At 47.4% G+C, this 21,228-nt stretch carries 14 protein-coding genes; all 14 read right to left on the minus strand.

What is annotated here, in order from left to right:
• Nucleotides 1–10 precede the first annotated feature (10 nt).
• Nucleotides 11–1,183, minus strand: coding sequence for a DUF418 domain-containing protein (locus DWX33_RS05980; RefSeq protein WP_122380013.1), 1,173 nt, complete (start codon nucleotides 1,181–1,183; stop codon nucleotides 11–13).
• Between the two features lie 370 nt (nucleotides 1,184–1,553).
• Nucleotides 1,554–4,040: an ATP-binding protein gene (locus tag DWX33_RS05985; RefSeq protein WP_022192628.1), complete on the minus strand. Its 2,487-nt coding sequence runs from the start codon at nucleotides 4,038–4,040 to the stop codon at nucleotides 1,554–1,556.
• A 17-nt stretch (nucleotides 4,041–4,057) separates the two neighbouring features.
• Nucleotides 4,058–5,776 carry a phosphoethanolamine transferase gene (locus tag DWX33_RS05990; protein WP_005863022.1) on the minus strand — a complete coding sequence of 573 codons (1,719 nt, stop codon included), beginning with the start codon at nucleotides 5,774–5,776 and terminating at the stop codon, nucleotides 4,058–4,060.
• Nucleotides 5,777–5,912: 136 nt separating this feature from the next.
• Entirely contained in the window at nucleotides 5,913–7,589 is a 1,677-nt protein-coding gene (locus DWX33_RS05995; protein ID WP_197735326.1) for a sodium:alanine symporter family protein, read from the minus strand.
• Nucleotides 7,590–7,738: 149 nt separating this feature from the next.
• Nucleotides 7,739–8,080, minus strand: a complete 342-nt coding sequence (locus DWX33_RS06000) for a hypothetical protein (protein WP_005863025.1) — start codon at nucleotides 8,078–8,080, stop codon at nucleotides 7,739–7,741.
• A 119-nt stretch (nucleotides 8,081–8,199) separates the two neighbouring features.
• Nucleotides 8,200–9,198, minus strand: coding sequence for a glycoside hydrolase family 130 protein (locus DWX33_RS06005; protein WP_048928218.1), 999 nt, complete (start codon nucleotides 9,196–9,198; stop codon nucleotides 8,200–8,202).
• A 19-nt stretch (nucleotides 9,199–9,217) separates the two neighbouring features.
• Nucleotides 9,218–10,537 carry an MFS transporter gene (locus tag DWX33_RS06010; RefSeq protein WP_005863027.1) on the minus strand — a complete coding sequence of 440 codons (1,320 nt, stop codon included), beginning with the start codon at nucleotides 10,535–10,537 and terminating at the stop codon, nucleotides 9,218–9,220.
• 52 nt (nucleotides 10,538–10,589) lie between these two features.
• Entirely contained in the window at nucleotides 10,590–11,474 is an 885-nt protein-coding gene (locus tag DWX33_RS06015) for a hypothetical protein (RefSeq protein ID WP_008772435.1), read from the minus strand.
• Nucleotides 11,475–11,621: 147 nt separating this feature from the next.
• Entirely contained in the window at nucleotides 11,622–12,494 is an 873-nt protein-coding gene (gene lsrF / locus DWX33_RS06020; protein WP_005863031.1) for a 3-hydroxy-5-phosphonooxypentane-2,4-dione thiolase, read from the minus strand.
• A gap of 69 nt (nucleotides 12,495–12,563) precedes the next feature.
• The gene (locus tag DWX33_RS06025) at nucleotides 12,564–13,178 is read right to left on the minus strand and encodes a DAK2 domain-containing protein (protein ID WP_005863034.1); all 615 of its coding nucleotides are present in this window, start codon (nucleotides 13,176–13,178) and stop codon (nucleotides 12,564–12,566) included.
• A gap of 9 nt (nucleotides 13,179–13,187) precedes the next feature.
• A complete protein-coding gene (locus tag DWX33_RS06030; protein ID WP_122380014.1) occupies nucleotides 13,188–14,204 on the minus strand; it encodes a dihydroxyacetone kinase subunit DhaK in 1,017 nt (338 codons plus the stop codon).
• Between the two features lie 41 nt (nucleotides 14,205–14,245).
• Entirely contained in the window at nucleotides 14,246–14,560 is a 315-nt protein-coding gene (locus DWX33_RS06035; protein ID WP_005857750.1) for a hypothetical protein, read from the minus strand.
• 18 nt (nucleotides 14,561–14,578) lie between these two features.
• The gene (gene ccsA, locus DWX33_RS06040) at nucleotides 14,579–17,026 is read right to left on the minus strand and encodes a cytochrome c biogenesis protein CcsA (protein ID WP_022192621.1); all 2,448 of its coding nucleotides are present in this window, start codon (nucleotides 17,024–17,026) and stop codon (nucleotides 14,579–14,581) included.
• Nucleotides 17,027–17,142: 116 nt separating this feature from the next.
• A complete protein-coding gene (locus DWX33_RS06045; RefSeq protein WP_022192620.1) occupies nucleotides 17,143–21,129 on the minus strand; it encodes an SUMF1/EgtB/PvdO family nonheme iron enzyme in 3,987 nt (1,328 codons plus the stop codon).
• Nucleotides 21,130–21,228: the final 99 nt, after the last annotated feature.

Consider the following 21,228-nt stretch of genomic DNA (forward strand, 5'->3'; position numbering starts at 1 on the left):
ATAAAACGAATCAAGAAAACATCCACGTAGCTTTACGCCATACTCCCTCGAAAGGACCTTGTTTATGATGGGCTAACCACCAGTGGCAAAAACCTAGCTGGAGAATGAAAAGAAGGATTCCTACGGCGAAGCTGGCGGTCGTCCCCAGATCGTCATACAGGGATAAACCGTATCCGAAATAGATGAAAGAGCCTACCATCGATTGCGTGAGGTAATTCGTCAAGCTCATTTTCCCGTAAGGCACAAGCCCGTGAAGCACCTTATGCGGCGCCTTCCACTGCCACAAGAAGATAAAGGAGGATACCAATACGCACATGAACGAGAAATTACGCAAGGAAGACACGATCGTGCTCATCGGGCGAAGCTCTTCGGTACGCTCCAGCAAACCGGGTAGGGAAAGGGACAGATAATAGAGGGGAATGAAACAAACTACCCCGATAACAAAGGTCCTTGTCCAAAACGTCCGGTGCTTCTCCGGATCGACAAACAATCCCTTGCGCCCCAACAACATGCCCAGCATAAAGAGAGCCGATGTCTGGAAGAAACGTCCATAGCTCCAAGCCCAGAGAAGGCTATACAGCTGCCCGTCCCACAGATTGGACTTGACCATTTCCCAAAAGCTGGTACCTTCCATATACGGATAGATCCGCATACAGTGCACCAGCCATTGTTCCTTGGATGCCACATATTCCGGATGCATCAGGGCATACATGAATTTACCCCACTCCATAGGCTGTAGCATCAAGACCACGGCGATCGCCAAGACCACCTTATTACTCAACTTGCAAACCGGTATCAACACAATACCCAAGATCGAATAAAGCACCAAGATCTCCCCCGGGAAGAACGATGCGTTGAAGCAACCGATAAAGAATAGGAGCACCAACCGCCAGAAGAAACGAAGCCGGAAGTCCTTCCCTTTCCTCGCTTGGTTATCAAACTGGATGAAAAAACTAAAACCGAACAGCAGGGCGAAAATAGCGTATGCCTTCCCGGAAAAGAGGAAGAACAAGGTATCCCATACCCCTTTATCCAAGGCTTTCATAAAATCGGTAGTAGCCTCCGGAAAATTATACAAGTTAAAATGCTCGATATTATGCAATAGGATAATAGCCATAACAGCAAATCCTCGTAATGCGTCGACCACCTCGATACGGGGCCGGGCTTGTAGTGCGTGTTCCATGATATGATTCAGTAGATTTTATTATTTCGTGGCAAAAGTAACGAAACTAAATAGAAAAAGCATCCTCGAAAGGATGCCTTTTTCTTTTGCAGACTTAAATTGAATACTCAGGACTTAATCTTTCGCCATGAATAAATTCATGACTTTCGTTTTTAACGGTTTAAATGTAGAAACGCCCACTTGCGATTTCATTAAATAGATAGCGAATATCGTGCCAAAGCCAGCGAAACGCACGATAATGAATATCTAACTACTTATCCTTTAACAAGTAATAGATAAATTTTGTTTCTATAAAGTAGAATTTTATTTCAAAAGCATGGGGAAAGGCATTCCACGGATGGGTATTTATTCCACACCGGATTCCACAAGATTACCCGATGGCAGACTCCGCATCCTTCACGATAGCAAGCGCTTGCTCGATTACCTCGCCCAGCAGGTGGTACCAGCCGGAATCGGTCAGTTCCTCATCATTCTTCTCCAAGATCCGCAGGTGTTGTACCAATGAATTGGCCCCCAGCATCGTGAACAGGGGAATCAACTTATGAGATATCCGGGAGGCTTCCTCCCGGTCTTTTCCCTCTAACGCATCCCGAAGTAAGTCGATGCTCTTGCGGGTTTCCTCCGAGAAGGTTTTCAGTATAGAGGCTGAGGCCTCCGGATCCTCTCCGGCAAAAGCGGTCAACGAAGAGAAATTCAACTCGCTCCTTGCCTCCAGATGGAGTGTCAGCAACTCATTCAGCAAGGAGATTAATTGGGCGGCGGTAAACGGCTTGTTCAAGAAACCCGTGAAACCAGCCTCCAGATAATGCTCGTGCTCCTTGGCGATACTGGCAGATAGGGCGATCACCGGGATCTCATCCGTTCCGGGGATACCGGACGTACGTATCCGCTCCAGTAAATGATAGCCATCCAGCGTCGGCATCTGTATATCGGTGATAATGGCGTTGAATACGGTGTTCCGCAATAGCTCGAGGACGTTATGCGGATTCGTACAACCTACCACCTGCACGTGACTCTGCTTCAAGAGTTCCTCCGTCAAGGCCAGTTGTAGAGGATCGTCATCTACCAGAAGACAATAGACATCTTGCCCCTCAAACAAGGGTAAAGCCTCGGCTTCACCAGCATCCGGAGCCTCCGCCATTACGTCCGGCAAAGATTGGTTATCAGCCAAGGGAAGAGGTAGCAAGATCGTGAAATCACTGCCTTTTCCCGGGGTACTATCCAAAGCAAGCGTACCGTTCATCAAGGACAGAAGCTTACGGGTGATGGAGAGGCCCAGACCGAAACCTTCCGCCTCTTCCGTATCGGCAAGGCGGGTAAACTCCCCGAATATCCGCTCTTGTTCCTCTTTCGGGATGCCCGGACCGGAATCGCTGACGGTAATAGATAATTGATAATTGATAATTGAAAGTTTTTGGAGGGAGACAAGCAAAACGACTCGTCCCGCTTCCGTGAACTTGATAGCGTTGGATAAGAGGTTTCCTACGACCTGCCGGATACGGATCGGGTCGCCCATATAGACTTGCCCAGTCTCCTCCGGTTTCAGGTTCAAGACAAACCGTAAGCCTTTCGCCTCCGCTATCGGCTGGAAGCTGGTATAGATCTCATCGAACAAGACTGGGACACGGAAGGGAACGCTATGCACCTCCATCTCGCCGGACTCCAACCGCTGGAAATCCAACAGGTCGTTCACCAAGGAAAGGATATGATCCGAGGAACCTTTCATGTTCTCCAGATAATATTGCTGACGCTCGTCTGGATGGCGGCGTAGCAAAAGCTCGATATATCCGATGATGGAAGAGAGCGGAGCCCGTATATCGTGGCTGATCGTCAACATCAGCTTCTCACGGCTTCGCAATAAGCTCTCGGCGACCTGTTTCGCCTTTTCCAGTTGCATACGGTAATATTTACTTCGTGAGATATCCCGTGAGATAAAGAAGAGGAACAGAAAGGCGATTACCACGGAGACGATCGCGATTCCGGCGATCAAATGGGAGGTCTCCCTTAATAGTACCTGCTTCTTATAGACCCTTTCCAGCGACGCCTCCATCTCCTCCTCCTCTATATTACGGAGCATCTGGTTGATCTCCCGGGTAATCACGCTATTGTTATACCGTAAGTTAGAGGCCCTTTCCAACAACTGATCCATCAGTTGTTGCCGTTGCCAAGCCACACTGTCTTGGATGCTTTTCAGCACGCTGACAATCGTATCGGTCGGATTATAAGCGTTCACCAACGTATCAGTAACGATCTCCCGGGTCGTGTTCACCACGATGCTGGTATCTTCCTTGCCGGGAGAGAACACGTCGGCCAGACGCTTGAAGAATCCCCGCTTCTTACGGGGAACTACCACCGTATCTTGCTTGACCTCTACCCGCTCTTGTACCTGCACCTCGTTTACGATCGTATCCCGGACGGCAATTATTTTCTCGATATTCTCCGTATAAAGACGCTCCGTGTTCGCTTCCTGCCAAGTCTCAAGCAAACGACGGGTATTCCATCGCTTACGCTCCAGCAGTATGTCGATCGTATCTATTTTCAGGAGTTGCATGGAGTCCGTCACCAAGGTCCTCAACGAATCCATGTTATTATGGGCCTTATTCAACGTACGATTGAAGTGGCGGAACTCGTTCTGGGGCATGCCTACCAACTGCCCCAACGCCTCGCTTTCATAGAGCAGGGAGAGCGTATTGGTGACCAAGTACACCTTCCGGCGTGCCTGATGATCCGGCTCGTCCTCCTCGGCCACTTTCTCTACTATATTATAAATGTAAGCGACCGAGCAGACCGCAATGGTAATCAGCAAAATATAGCCTAATATCACCTTGCTAGTAATATGTCCGCTTTGCTCTTTCATATACGGTTGAGATCAGTCTAATTCCTATCATAAGCGATATCCCATTTATCCATCATCTCAAAATCCTGCTTTTTTAAGCCGACTTTCCAAAATGGGATCGGGTCGTCATGGTCTCCCAGATACATACGGTCACGTACCTTGAAGGCACGATTCGTTAAGGCAAACGTGGAATCGGCCACCGGAGTCCGCACGCCAGCTATATCAAGCATCGTATGGAATACGCTGTTCGTGCTAACCGGATAAGTCTCGTGTGCCTGCGCTTCCAGATATTTCTGGGGATATGACTCCCGGTAAGCCTTCGAGAACCAGATCACATACGGGATATGCAACTGGTAATAGGTCGGTATCGGAGAAGCATGCAGATAACGGGCTCTGGAATCATCGAAGATATCCTCTCCATGATCGCTTAAGTAAAGCATGGATGCCGGAGCATTTGTCTTCGCCAACATATCCACGATTTCCCCCAGCACGTAATCTGTATAGTGGATGGAATTATCATAAGCGTTCCGTAACTCCTTTTTATACGAGGCACGAATTCCCTCCGCCTTATCCGGCCTATAGAAACGGAACTCCTTCGGATAACGTTCATGGTAATTAAAATGCGAGCCATAAGTATGCAGTACTACGAAAAGATTACCGTCCTCTTTATCCAGTTCCTTCTTTAGATAAGGCAGGATCGCCGCATCGTGCAAGGAGGTTAGCGTAGAACCCGTATTAAATGCGCTCATATCGATAAAGGTATCTGCCTCCCGGTAAAAAGCGCCGATCATCGAGGTCGTTAGTTTCTGGTTGGCGATCACGAGCGTACGGAAACCAGCCTCTTTGAAAGCGGTCACGATACTTTTCTCGTCGTAAAGGACTCCATAATTCTCGGCGCTGGCAGCGGACAGGATAATGGGGACACTTTTATGCGTATTATTCGATTGCGTCACCACATCCGTGAAATGCACCAATCCGTCTAAAGCCTCCATACGGGGAGTCGTCTTGCGCTCGTATCCGTAAAGGCTCCATTCCATAGCACGGGAGGTCTCTCCCACTACCAAGACGTAGATCTCCCGTTTTCCCTCCGCTTGCTCCGGCTTAGTGGCGTCGAACTTAAAGTCGGCGGAAGTAATATGATACTTGCTGTTCCTCTCCGCCTTATTTATGGCGAAATATAAATTGTATAGGGCGTTAGCCGGATATACATCGTCCTTCCATGAGAACCGGTGATCTTGCGAAGGAGACAGGAAGCAAAGGAGCAAACCCACGACAAACATGCCTAGGCTGATCTTGGCCCATTTCTTCCGGAAAGGATTTCGCAGTTTCTCTTTCTGCCGTATCGAACGACAAGCGAGCACCAGCGTAGGTAATGTATAGAAAAAGAATACGCAACCGATCACCAGAATGATATTCCCCAATAACTCACTAGCCTCGGAAGCGTTCGAGCTGGTAAGGTTCAAATACATATCAACCGCTATCACGGACTGTCCGAAAAGATACAGAAGCACCAACTGCCCCCCATCTAATATAACCTTCGGCAACAGGCACCAAACCACGATCCCCGGTTTACGGGCCACTAATAAAACACACATCCAAAAGGCCAAAGGTATCAGCAACGAGGCGATACCGACCGTGACGGGAAGCGGTTCCGTAAAAAAGAACACACAGTTTGGGATGATAAATAACAGGGCAAATAAGAAATATAAATGCTCCTGTGAAGATATCCAGCGTATTAACCTTGTAAAATACTTCATTCAATCAAAACTTTGCCAACTCTCAATCATTACTCTTCTCAACTAATACCCAGAACCTGAAATTCCGGCAATTGGCAAAGATAGGCGTTATTAAACACATACAAAGCGTATTATACACAAAAAATGTTATTGACATTCATAACTTCTCTTTCATCCGTCGCCAATACTCATTGACAGAGCTTTTCACTTCCTTATGTAACAGCAAGATACCAATCAAGTTCGGGAGCGTCATCAAAGCCACGGTGATACCGGATAATGTCCAAACAATAGTAGTATCCGTGAACGAGGCCAAGAAAAATCCGACAATATAGATTACGTGGTAAATACGGACATATTTCGTTCCCCAAAGGTAGGTCACCGCCCGATCACCGTAGTAAGACCATGCTATCGTTGTAGAAAACGCAAACAACAACAGGGAAAACGGAATAATAAACTGCCCCCAATCCCCTAAAAAACCTTTCTTAAACGCCTCCGTAGACAAGGGGGCGGAATGAAGCAGCGACTTACCGGTTAAATACACCGCACGCTCTTTATTCATAGGTAATTCGATACGTCCGTCACGTACAGAGAGCGTACCACTAAACAACACCTCCTTCCCTTCCTTGACCCGCACGCTATCCGCAAAGGAACGTGCGTGTAGTAACGTTATATCCGTATTTAGGATCTGTCCGTTCCGGACCTCCAAGGAGCCTGTATAAAAAGGCAGGGGCTTATTCCCTAGTACATGCTCCGACACTGCGGATTTACCGTCCGGGTCCGATTCATGATAAGCACCGGACAAGACTACCGTATCCGCCTGCTGAAACTTATTCTCAAACTTTTTCAGCCAAGTACCGGATGACAATAGAACCAAGCCGGTTATCGAACAAATCACGATCGTATCGATGAACGGCTCCAATAAAGCGACCATACCCTCGGATACCGGCTCTTCCGTCTTGGCTGCCGCATGAGCGATCGGAGCGGAACCTTGCCCCGCCTCATTCGAGAATAATCCACGGTTCACACCTCGGTTAAAAGCCCAGACAACCGTCGCTCCTAAGAAACCACCCGTAGCCGCCGTACCGGAAAAGATATTCGAGAAAACAGAGATAAACGAAGGTAGGATATGCTGGTAATTATAGGCCAATATGCTGAAGGCACCGAGCAGATAGACGACCGCCATAAAAGGTACCAACTTCTCGGTAACCTGCGCTATACGCTTGATTCCCCCGATCACGATCAATCCCAGCAAGACCGATAAAACCGCCCCGGTAATATATTGCTGAATACCGAACGCCGAAAACATGGCGTTCGAGATGCTATTTACCTGTGGCAGACTACCCGTACCGAAAGAGGAGAAAATAGTAGCGACCGCAAAAAGTCCCGCCAACCAACGCATATGCAAACGATGCTTCATATAATACATCGGACCGCCGGAAATCGTACCATCTTCCGTCTGCTCACGATACTTATGGGAAAGGGTGACCTCTACCATCTTGGTAGTCATACCCAAGAACGCCGTCATCAACATCCAAAACAAGGCAGAAGGACCACCTAGATGTATGGCCAGAGCGACACCGGCGATATTACCGGTCCCCACCGTGCCCGAAAGAGCAGTTGCCAACGCTTGGAAATGGGAGGTATCTCCTATGTCTTGCTTATTGTCGTACTTCCCCCGCACGACCTTGATCGCATGCCCGAAAAAGCGCAATTGCGGAAACCGAAGATAGACCGTAAAGAACAATCCGGTTCCCAGTAATAGAAAAACAAACCATTGTGATCCTCCAAAATGAGCGTCAATAAGGGATAGTAAGTTATTCAACTCTTGCATCATCTGCCTACATTTTTAAATAATGATGCCGCAAGTTAAGAATAATAAAACAAAAAGCAACCTTACAAGCTTTTGTTTTTCATTTTAGACTTACAAGATTGCTTTTTCACAATCAAAAAGATACTATCACACAATAAAATTATATTTATCTCCTATATTTTCTGGAGGATAGCGATAAACTCATCATTCGTAATGTCTAGCTCCGGCTCTTTGTAATTGACATAATCCTCAAAATAGTCGCTGGCGATATCGGCTACGATCTCCCCTCCGTCCAAGCCATACGAGGAAACTAGTTTCTCCACCCGGTTACGTATCTGGCGAATCACCTGTAAACGATCCTCATAACGATCTGGCTTCTCCTGATCAGTGACGTGCTCATTCCGGGCGATCAAGTAAACTACCGTATAAAATTTCTCCATGCTCCCGAAAACAGGGACAAACAAGGATTTCTTCTCCTCGGGCAGATCTGCCAAAAACTGTTGTATCTTTGTCATAACTCTTACTCTTTTACCTAATAAAAAAAACAATATACTTTTTGTTCTAAAACAATATACTTTCGTGTGTAAAAGTATATTGTTTCGACAACAAAAGTATATTGTTCTTCTCGAGTCTGTTAAATGATAGAATTCTTCTTCGTAAAGTCCAAAATCTCATCAATATAGCCAAAAGCCAATCCTGTTACCGTATCCGCGCAGCCGTAATAGATAGCGATACGTTTCGTCTCCGGATCATGCAAGGCGGCACAGGGAAAGACTACGTTCGGAACGTCTCCCATGCACTCGTAATCCTTTTGCGGGGACAACAAATAAGGTCCGGAGCGGAATTTCACTTTCCAAGGTTGCTCCAAATCCAAGATAGCGGAACCGAAGCTATACACATACCCGTTGCAAGAACGAAGCACGCCGTGGTAAATCAATAACCAGCCCTCGGAAGTCTCGATAGGGATAGGGCCCGCACCGATCTTCGTACACTGCCAAGCGCTATCCTCGAACGCAGCCGGAGACATCACGTGGCGATGTTTACCCCAGAAACACATATCCGGAGACTCGCTATAGAATATATCGCCGAACGGAGTATGACCGTTGTCGCTCGGACGGCTTAACATGGCGAAGTTTCCGTTAATCTTACGAGGGAACATCACGCCATTACGGTTGAAAGGCAGATAAGCGTTCTCCAGCTGATGGAAGGTCTCGAAATCGAACGTGTAAGCCACGCCGATCGTCGGGCCATGATAACCGTTACACCAAGTCACATAATAACGATCCTCGATAAAACATACACGGGGGTCGTAGGCGTAAACAAACTCGCCGATCTCCTTGTCGTCGCACTCAAACTCGAGTTTTGTCTCGGAGATACTCCAATGAATGGCATCTGCGCTAAAACCTACGTGCAAACGCATCCGGCGATTCGTATCGTCGCAACGGAACACACCGGCATAACCACCTTTGAAAGGGACAACAGCACTGTTGAACACGCTGTTCGATGTCGGAAGGATATCACGAGGAATCACCGGGTTCTTCGAATATCTCCACAATACTTCTTTGCTACCCTCGGGACGATCTTCCCAAGGCATATTAGGCAGCGGAGCGCCTACGATTTTCAAATTATCCATAACTAATCCTATTAAAATATTACTGTACTAACTTATTACCTTTATCGTCATACGTGAACGGTACGAAATAGGCTACCAAGAATGAAGGGATCATCGCCAGCAAGGTCACGATAAAGAAATACTTATAACCTAGCCAGTCGCTCACGAAACCGCTCATCATTCCCGGAAGCATTACGCCAAGGTTCATGATACCTGAAGCGAACGCATAATGCGCCATCTGATGCTTGCCCGGAGCTACCTGTTGCATCATAAACAGCATCAAGCCCACGAAACCGAATCCATAGCCAAAATACTCGAATACGATGGCGGAAGCGATAATGAGACCATTATCAGGCTGGAAACACGCCAAGAACGTGTATACCAAAAACGGTATATTGAAACAACAACAAAGCGTAAACAATACCTTTCGCAATCCCTTGGCCGAGATATAATATCCACCAAGCAAAGAACCCAGCACGAACGCCGCCGCCCCAAACGTACCATAATACAAACCAATTTCTTGCTCCGTTAGTCCTAATCCTTGATCAGCTATCGGAGCTTTCAAGAACAAAGGTACGATCTTTATCACGAAACCCTCGGCAAAACGATACAATATGATGAAACAGATATACCACACGATATACTTCTTCGTGAAGAACTCCTTGAAGACCAGCCATAACTCAGCCATACTTTCCTTCAACGAATGTTCTCTGGTAGCGGCTTTCCCACCCGAAGGCAACATCTTCATATGATAAAAACCAAGCAGGATCATGATCGTACCGCAAAGCAGCATAACGATCATCCAAGCGTATATCACGGCCTCTTTCTCCAATCCTATCCCGGTAAAATATTGCATCATATAACCCGCCAGATAAACCAGACCACCCGTGGCTACGATCTTCGCCAAATTGTAAAACGCACCTTGCCAACCGATATATTTGGCTTGATCCTCCGGCGAGAGCTCTTTCATATAAACGCCATCCGTTGCCACGTCATGCGTAGCCCCGCTAAGCGCTATAATACCTAATAATGCGATAGATAGAGCAAAGAAACTCGGCAAGTTTAACGCCAAGGCCACTAAACCGAATAAGCAACCGGATAACAACTGGGTCAATACGACAAAGAATTTCTTAGTACGATACATTTCCAAAAACGGGCTCCATAAAGGCTTTAAGGTCCAAGGTAACATGATAACCGAGGTCCATAACGCAATCTGGGCATCCGATATATCCAATCCCTTAAACATGAGTACGGTAACCATGTTCAGCACTACAAAAGGCAATCCCATAGCAAAATAGACACTAGGGACCCAAGTCACAGGGTTTCGACGTTTAGTAGCATTCGTGTTTTTCTCTTCCATGCTTTATTTAGAATTTAGGTGTACAAATATAATTAATAATCCGGATATATCTTTAATCGATCGGACAAATAGAGGAGATCATCCCGAAGGTAGCGTTATCATTCAAATCCCAGACCATCTTTCCGGCTCCGTTTATCTCGATCAACTGCGGGTAATGTCCTTTCGCAGCCTCTCCGTCATGGCCTTGCCAGTTACAGATATACAAACCACCGTCCCGTTTAGGGAGCAACTGGGCAACAAAGAAAAGCTGGGCTCCCTCGATATCGTTCGCATTCACCTTGCGAACGATATCTCCGGTCTCGAAATTCAGCTCTATGAAGCAATGGGCATCACCGCAAGCGACCAGATAATTACCGTTATCCAACGCAGCCACGCTAAACGGGTTACCGTCTACTTTCACGCTTTTCAGCAATTGACCGGACGGGGATATTTCCCGGATCTCGGAGGTAGCGAACAAGGGCACTAGATAATTGCCCCGCTTATTCTTGTTTACTTGACGGAATTGTGCATGGGGTTGCTCAATTCGGGTATCGAAATCTGTTTTCGACAGGATCTCTCCTTTTGCGTTCACTTCCATGATCGTAGCCGGGTTTCCACACCACGCCAATAAATAATTACCGTTGGAAAGTACACGGGCTGTCTGCATCTCACACCCTTCCGGAGCGGAGATATTCCAGACCTCCTCATGATCCCGGGTGATTAGCTTTGCCCCTTTCGAATAGGAAAAAAGGATATTCCGATCGGGAGTAACAGCTACGGAATTACATTCCCATCCTTTTTCCAAGGGATGCTCCCATTCAATTTCTTTCGTGTTCTTGTTTACGATGGCGATCTTGTCCCAGCCGGAACCGCCTAATAAAAGATGATGCGATGCCTCATGACATGCGGAACATACGAGTAGCAGGCATGCGGATAATATAAAAGTATAGATTTTCATGGTATATAATAATGTACTAATTAGATAATATGCCAATTATAGCAGGATGGACACATGGGATCCACCCTGCAAAAAAAGATCATGTGTGTTGTATTCGCATTGGCATATTGACACATTTAGCGAAACGACACATTGGTTCATTCTTCTTTATTTCGCTAAGTCACGGAACAACTCATATCCCTGATCAGGCGTGATACCTTGATGCACGACCGCATGAACCGCCTGGATCATGGCGACAGGAGAAGTACTCTGGAATACATTACGTCCCATATCCACGCCGGCCGCACCGTCGTTAATCGCATTATAACATAATTCCAACGCCTCCTTCTCCGGTAATTTCTTACCACCGGCGATTACCACGGGAACCGGGCAAGCGGCGGCTACCTTCTCGAAGCCCTCACAATAGTAGGTCTTCACGATATTAGCGCCATTCTCCGCACAGATACGGGAAGCCAGACCGAAATAACGAGCGTCTCGAGCCATTTGCTTACCAACGGCGGTAACACCCATTACCGGGATATTGTAACGGCTAGCCTTATCGACCGCCTTATATAAGTTAGCCACAGTCTTAGCCTCATGCGCCTCGTCGCCGATAGCCAACATAACCGCCATGGCGGAGACGTTCATACGGATAGCGTCCTCTATATCGATCAATACATTATCATTCAAATCCGTAAGGATAGACGTTCCAGCGTCCGAACGAAGACAAATCGGTTTCGTCGTATTCGCAGGGATCGTAGATTGCAGGATACCACGGGTACACATCAAGCAATCCGCATATTCAATCAAAGGAACGATATTCAAGTCGATACGCTCCAGACCGGAAGTCGGCCCCATGATGAAACCATGGTCAAAAGCAAGCATAACCGCCTTGCCTGTCTTCGGGTTGAAGATACGGGATAAACGGTCTTTCATACCCCAAGGTAAGTTCTCGGCTCCCTTCACATGGAAACTCTGGTTCTCACAATTGATGCCTAAACCGAAGTCCGCACCTTCTCTTAAATCATCTAAATCTGCCATATTTATTATTCGTTATATTATTATATTTTATAGAGACGGGGCACGCCCCGTCTCACGCTGTGTATTATTTTATAGCGCCTCAGCAAAAGAAGCGAACATACAGCTCCAAGAAGTAGCCCCGCTATCAGCGAAACCAATCGAACGCTCGCCATAGTTACGGGCACGGCCAAAGTTAGCTTTCATCGGTACCGTAGCCTCCGCTCCCTCAAGCGCCGCTTTAGCGCCAGCATTCAAGACTTCCTTGATATCATCCGACGTACAAGCCTGCATAGCCTCCACCGCCGGGATCAAGGCATCCATCATCGTCTTGTCGCCTCGTTTCGCTTGGGTTTGTTGTTGCACATTCGCCAAGCCACCGGCGAACATAGCTTTCACGCCTGCGGCATCCAACTCGGTTCCCTCTGCATGATCGCTCATGCCCAAGAAGAAAGCGCCGAGCAAGGTACTTGTCGATCCGCTCACTTCCATCATCACGTCCATACCCATATCACCAAGCATTTGCTTGAACTCCGTTCCAGACTGAGCGCTTTTATTCACGGCAGTCATAGCGGCAACGATAGCGGTACCATGATCTCCATCCCCGATTACGGCATCCAATTTAGAAAATTCCTCCTCACGTGCCTTGATCTGTTTCAGCGCATTGTCTAACATGGCCTTGAAGGCCTCGATAGTAAGTTGTTTCATGTATATTATTTATTTACCTAGGGTTGTCCAATAAGGTGCGTCCGCACGTTTGTTATTCAAATAATCGATATGATCCTCATCCAAGATCGCCATGATCATCTGGAATCCGGCTTGCTCCTGTACGGTCAAGATCTCTTGGATACGGCTTACCACCACCTGCAAGCCACGAGCCTCTAATTCCTTATAAGCCTTGCGGAAGATGATATTCAATTCCATATGGGTAGTAGCGCCTACGCCGTTAATGATCAATAACATCTTATCACCGGCTTTTGGCTGTAACTGCTGGCAAAGTAGGCCTACCATCTCCGCTGCCGTATCATCGGCGGATACCAACGGTTTCTGTCCACCACCGCCTTCGCCATGCTGGCCCATACCGATCTCCATGATTCCATCGGGAAGATTCGTGATCGTACCTCCGTTCTGGGGATGCGTACAAGAACGCATAGCGACAGCCAAGGTAGCCACGTTCTTATTATAGCGTTCACCTATCTCAATCAACTCGTCTAAAGACTTCCCTTCCTCGGCGGCGGCACCTAATATCTTATACAAAGGAACACAACCGGCCAAGCCACGGCGATCATCTACATTCGCCCCGATACCTGCGCTGATATCATCATGCGTAAGTAATTTCTTCACCTTGATACCCTTACGAGCAGCCAACTGGCAAGCCATATTAGCGCTCATCACGTCGCCGGAATGGTTCAATACGACCAGCAAGATCCCGGCCTCACGATCCATCAATTGCAGTGCCTGAAACAAACGTTGGGCACCCGGAGCGGCGAATACGTCACCCACGACGGAGCAATCCAACATGCCCTCTCCTACGAAACCGCTCAAGGCAGGCTCATGACCGGAACCGCCTAAGGTAACGATCGCTACCTTATCATTGCCTTTCGGGTTAGCACGTACGACGATATTCTCAGCCGCCAACTTTACTTGATTCGGATACGCTAACGCATAACCTTCCAATAACTCAGCCGTAATATTCTCAGGATCATTTATGAATTTTGTCTTGATGTCTGACATGGTATTATCCTCCTTTAGATTTATGAATTTTGATTTACGAATTATTTTAGTTCCATGATCTCGATAGCGATACCTTCTTCCTCGATGAAAGCGATCGTCAAGTGCTCGTCGCAAACAGCCGGGCCGAAGATTACCTTCTTACCTTCCAACTCTTTTTCCAAACAAGGAACCGTATAAGCGATATGGCCATTGGTCTGTACCAACTCCGGTAAGCAGCTGCCTTTCTCGAATTTCAAGAACTCGATCCGGTTCGGACTCTTGCTGTAATCCGTCAACCATACACTCAGGCCTTCGTTATAAACCGCCCCTTCTTTACTTTCCGTAGTGACAATTCCTACGTGATTAAATGTTCTCATGATCTATTCAATTTATAGTTAGACAATTATATTATTAAAATTCGTTCTCTTCCGATAGGATATAAAGCCAGCCCCCAATACTAGGATGATCGACAGATAAAGATAAATAAATATCCCGTTCACGTTGTCATTCTGGCCATAAGAGTGCATGCCACTCAAGAAATAATTCACGCCGAAGAAGGTCATCAACACCGAATAGAAGGCCAAGATAGACGTAAAATTAAACAACCACAGGTTATTGCATTTCGGTATCAAGCGGAGATGCGTCACGATCGCATATATCACCATCGTAATCAACGCCCACGTCTCCTTCGGGTCCCAGCCCCAATAACGTCCCCACGACTCATTCGCCCAGACCGCTCCCAAGAAAGTACCGATCGTCATCAGGGCCAATCCGATCCAAAGTGACATCTCGTTCACGATACTCAATTCTCGTACCCGTTCTTTGAGCATCACGCTGTTCTTCTCCCCGCTTACGCTCATCATCACCAGATTCGTCAAGCCGATCAGACAGCTAATACCGAAGAAACCGTAAGCTCCCACGATAACCGCCACATGGAACATCAACCATGGGGATTTCAAGACCGGAACCAGCGGATTGATCTGCGGGTCCATCCAACTCAAGCCGGACACGAACAAGATGATCCCCCCGAATAAAGTAGCCAACGCAAACGTAAGCGTACTCTTGCGTACGAACAACAACCCGGCGAACACCGTAGCCCAAGCCACATAAATCATCGTCTCGTACGAATTGCTCCAAGGGGCGTAACCTGCGATATACCACCGCATTCCCATCCCATACATATGGAAAACGAATACGGCCAAAATGCCCAGACTCAATAACCAAGTCATATAGGTAACCCATTTTTCCTTCTTGAATAAGGCCACGAAAGCGAAGACCAGCAACAAGCCTCCCAAAATCAAGTACCCTTTCTTACATTGCCGGAATACATCCATTTGATTATATTTAATCTCGGCCTGTATTTTCTCAGGGCGAATGTCTACCGTCTTATTCTTGGCTTGCTGATACGTATGGATCATTCCGATTACCTCGTCCGCTTTCTCCCAATCACCACTCTTCAATCCTTCCTGTACCTCCGATAAATACCAGCCCATAATGTGGGTAACGAACATGGAGTCCTTTCCGGAAAACGCCGATAAATCATCGCCCGGCGCATACCATTTGTGATCCGGGTCGTCCTCTTTCGGGAAAAGGTTTAACATCTGGTAATTGATCAATTGATGGAAGATATTTACCTGCTCATCCAGCTTGATCAAGTCTTTATCGAAGCGGGTACGCTCCGCTGGCATTTTATTGTAGGCCTCTTCCAGCTTCTCTTGCAATTTATAGCGTCCGTTACTATCGAATACCTCTATATAGGCGCAATCCTTATCCGTAAGGTCGTAATAATTAGCCAGCTCACTATTAGACAAGGCGATAAACGGCACCCGGACCCACATATCCGGCATAGCCAAGACACTCAACAAGAACTGATCAGAGTTCAAGGAACCGAACTGATCCGATTTATGCAACTTTCGCAGTACCTCGGAAGAAAATGTATTGATCGGCAACATACGTCCGCTTACCGATTGGATCGGCAACGCACCGAACTTAGCGGCATGTTCCGGACTTATCGCATATTTCTGTATGGCCTCCTTCATCTCGGGAGCGGCCGCACCTTGCGCCCGCAAGCCCCCTACGGAAAGAAGAATCGCTACTAACAGGGTCGTTTTACGAGCGCCCGATCTTAAATCTTTCAACTGTCGGCTTAATTTCATGAAACGGGAGTTTTTACCTACCAAGCAAAGTATAAAGCCGATCACTAAAATCACGTAGCCGGTATACGTAATATTCCTTCCGGCCACATCTCGGTTCACGGAAAGTACCGTTCCTTGCTCATCCGGGTCATAGGAGGCTTGGAAGAAGCGATAGCCTTTCACGTCTAATACATTATTCATATATACCCGGGCATGGCGAGTCTGTCCATCTACATGTACCAGCAACTCACTCTCATAAGCAGAGGGACTGGCAGAGCCGGGATAGCGGGTTAAGGTAAATTTCACGAGTTCTACGCTAAAAGGAAGCGTATGATAGAGAGTCTGGTCCGAGGTACGGATCATGATACGATCGCTAGCCTCTCCCTCACGCAGGTGAAGGATTCCTTCCTCGCCGAAAAGGTGGGAAATAAGGGCACCCAGAAGGATGACAATAAAGGCGGCATGGGTGACCATCAATCCCCATCTACGCCGCTTAAGTAACTGGTGCTTGATAACGATAGCCACGAAATTGGCTACCAATAAGAATTGGAGTAAGAAAAATACAGGAGAATAGTAAATCATCGCTTTAGCGGCGGCAGTACCATGATACTTCTCTATAAAAGTAGCGATAGCCAAGCCAAAGGCGTAGATCAATAGTAGGACGATAGTCGTCACAGAAGAAGAGATAAATCTTTCTAGAGTTTTCATTTGCTCATTTATTAATAACACTGATGCGACAAATGTACGCAGATTAATCATTTTTGAAAGAATCGGCGATTAATTTGCCGCATCCATGTTATCTATCTATAAATAGACCTTGTCTATTAATCCTCAATAATTACCCGGAAGCCTACGTTGAATACACGTTGGTACGGATAATATCCTTTACGGGTATAAGCCGTCGAGAATTTCGGTCGCTCGATATAAGAACCGCCACGAACCACCTTATACTCGGAAACCTCTTTCGATTTCTCGTTGTAAGGATAAGGCAAGTAATCTGAACGAGTCCATTCCGCCACGTTACCGTGCATGCAATACAAACCGAACGGATTCGCTTCATATTGCTTACCACCCACCTGAACCAAATTGCCATCATCCACGCCTTCCTCTTTCGGTAAGTAAGTATAGTACTTGTACCAATAAGAAGTCTTAGGCATCGGTTGCGGGTCTATACCGCTTACGGCAAGCAGAAGCGTGGTTACGTCGGCTAGGTTATCCTTTTTGCCGAAGTCCGCATTCATATCGCCATACCAGAAATCTTGATCGCTGCCGGCACGACAAGCCCATTCCCATTGCGCCTCGGTCGGAAGCGTGATGTTCAAGCCTGTTTTCTCACTCAGCTTCTTACAATAATCCATCGCGTCATTGTAACTTACACGGATTACCGGTTGCTCTGGCTTATTAGCGGGATATCCTTGAACCACGTGATCCTTCCATTGCTGATCCACGAAACGGCTGTCGTGATCCGGGAAAATCACGTTGAATTGCTGATTCGTAACCTCCAACTCACCCATCCAGAAAGCTTTGTCAATCTTCACTTTCGCCGTCGGACGAGTATCGGATTGCCCACGATAGCTACCCATCACGAATTGTCCGGCCGGAACGCGAACAAATGTCATCTTGATACCCGGAGCCAACTCAATCTCCTTACGGGTTTCCTTCTCGTCGGCCAACATAGCCTTGATCCGGTCCGCATCGAATGGCCAACCTTTCACCTTCAACTCTTTTTCCTTGACAGGAGCCAATTTCTCCGGCATCTCCGGTTTGATCTCACCTTTACCCTTCAAGTAAGCGGCATAATCGGAGATCTCTTTCTTCCAATCCACGCCTGCGCCATTCGCATACTTATCCGTCAACTCTTTACGACGCTTGATCTGGTCGAAGCCTTGATACGGGATGATATCCTTCGAAAGCACATTCGCATTGAAATAACCCTTATCCGGAGCGTTGTAATCAATCCAGTTATAAAGGGTTTTCCACTCTTTATCCGTCAGTTGCACGTTAAAGTGCCCTTTCTTCAACATACGAACCAGTTCACTCGTGTTCGGATGATATTCATACGGTTGAAGAACCACCATATCACCCTCGCCACCTTGACGGTGTACATACGGATGCAGATTCAAGTAAGAAGTGCCATAACCTAATTTATCCTTCTTGCCCCCACGCAAGTCGAAAGCCTTACCCTCACCATTATGGCAAGCGATACAAGCGCGATCCAAGATCGGTTGGATCTCCAGATCGAACGTGAACGAACGGGTCCCCCCTTCCGGCGGAGTCAACGCATGCGGGGCTTTCTGCGAAGCCATCACACGTTTCGGGATAGGAATCTGGTTCTGGTCCTCATGGCAACCGATACAAGATACCACCTCGCCCGGCTGACCGGTCAACCAGCTACGCATCCACTGGATAGCCACTCCGTCTTTGTCTAACGGCTGGATAGAGATCGGCGTATTCGCCGGGATCTTGAAGATAGCGGAGCCATCCTCTTCTACCGGTACTGTACCCAACATACGCTTGATGTCCCAACCGGACTGGATTCCATGCCAGTTATGATCGGAGGTAGTCTTCACGTAAGCATACTCATAAGCGTGCAGACGAAGAGACTTAACCGTACCCCGAGGAATGCCTCTCAAACCCTCTCCCTCGTAAATATCCTGAATAAAGACCGTAGCCTCTTTGTCATTCAATTTCACACGGTCCGGAATAGCCGGAGGAGTCTGTGTCTTACGTACGGCAACCGGACTGATATAGCCCTCACCCTCTACCTTACGCAAACAAGTCACGTTATCGAATACGTCCACCAAATAGATACCCCATAAATCCTGTGGATCTAATTTAGCGGCCACCAAGAAATATTTATCATTCAGCGGAGTCGGTTTGATAAACTGCGGCCATACGCCATTTACCAACTCATCCTTAATCTCCTCCACGATCGGCCGGTTACGATACGGGATCTCCTGTACCATACCAGCGGCGCCTTTACGGGCTTTCGCCGGATCGAACACGATCAAACGACCGGAACGGGCAATACCATGGTGACCGGAGATAATTCCCACGAAAGCGGAACCGTGGCCCGGCAACGGCTGAATATCGAACGTACTGTTCGGGAACATCGATCCGCTACCATACAGCGCTTTCTGCTCCGTACCATCCGGATTCATGTTCATCACGATACGGGAATAATAGTGCGTCAAGTCCGTGTACTCCCAACGAGTGTACATCACACGACCGTTATTCATCACTACCGGGTTCCAGTTTGCGTCTTGATCGAAAGTCAGACGGCGCAAGTTCTTCGTATCCGGCGTATAAAGTACCATATTACCGACAGGGTCATCACCGCTTACACAAGGCACGCCTTGATAACCGATATTCGAGTTGGCGATGATACGTCCGTCAGGTAAGTAGGTTCCATCATAAAACTCCAGATCCGGCTCCTCGTTATGTATTAATTGCTTAAAGCCCGAGCCATCCAATTTCACCTCGAATACGTTCCAACGCTTATCGGGCATCGTCTGGGTAAACATAGCACGATCGCCATCCCAATGCATCCGCAAGTCGGCGACAGAGGAACCGTTTTCCGGTTTATAGATCGACCGTACCTGTACATCCTCCCCGCGTAAATTACTCAACTCCACGATATCGGCGTCGAAGCCCATACGGCGGGCGGACTCTTGGTTACTCCAGTTATTACCCTGCGTACCCAAATCCGGAGCCATTGCCTTATGAGCGTTTACACCTAATTTAAAGCGGGCAGCCAAGACTTTATCACCATCCAAGAACGGGTTCGCCAGCAAGATCGTACGTTTATTCGCGATCGCTTTCTCGGCATTAACCAAAGCGGCCTCATCACCACTATAAATGCCATCGAAACCTTTCTTTACCTGCTGTTCCAACTCATCCAGAACCGGTTGATATTTAGTGGCGTCGAAGCCTTTCAACTTTTTCATATCGTTGAAAGCCAAACGAATCGCCTCCATATTCAACCAACTCAAGTCGCTCTGCAAATTACAGATACGTTGAGTTTTCTCATAAAGTTTCAAATACTCACGGATCTGAGTATCAATATCTTTTTCCGTCTCGATCTGCTTAACAGCGTTCTTTACATACGCAGCGTCTTTCAGACGAGAAGCCAGATTCAAGACAATATCACGCTCGGCGGAAGCGTCACTGGCAGTCAACCAGTTCTCCAACCCATCGATATTAGCGTTTAAGGCCCCCAATTCCTTCGGATAAGCGGCTAGCAAACGTGCGGCCTCCTCCTTCGGGAAAACATTCATGATACGGAAGAATACACTACCTACCGTCGACTGATCGGCCAAACCCACCTCAGCCTCGAAGCGTACATATTCCTTATTGATATTGTACACCATCACGCCATTGGCATGGCATAATACACTATGATCGTATTTCTTACCGCCGATCAACAAAGGATTCCCGTATAAATCCGTATTCTTGCGGATACTGCCCGAGCCAGAAACCCAATAATCAGGATCTAACTCATCCAACCAAACCGAACTACCGTCCGCCTTGATTAAACGGGCGTTCGCCCATGTACCCCAATCCCAATCCGTACCATCCGGTCCGGCGGCCGTAACAAGCACCAACTGATCCAGCCCCGTCAAATCGGCGGACATCGGGACAGCCTTCTGCTTCGCCTTGATCCAAGCCGACATGATCGGCATGTTCGCCTTCACCAAAGAGGCACGAAGCTCAGACTTTTGTTTTACTGAGGCGTCAATCCAGTTATCCACCTTCTTTTGCTTCGGACCTGCCGAAACAAGAAGAGAGGTCGACAACAAGAGTGATACCATTATATAGTATTTATTCATGTATTAAATTTAAATTTAGAAGGTTGTTTATTGAAACCCTAAGGATCACGATCGGCAACCCTTAGAATTACGAAGCATAAC

It is taken from the genome of Parabacteroides sp. AF19-14 (assembly GCF_003635485.1).
In the GTDB taxonomy this organism is placed as follows: Bacteria; Bacteroidota; Bacteroidia; order Bacteroidales; family Tannerellaceae; genus Parabacteroides; species Parabacteroides distasonis.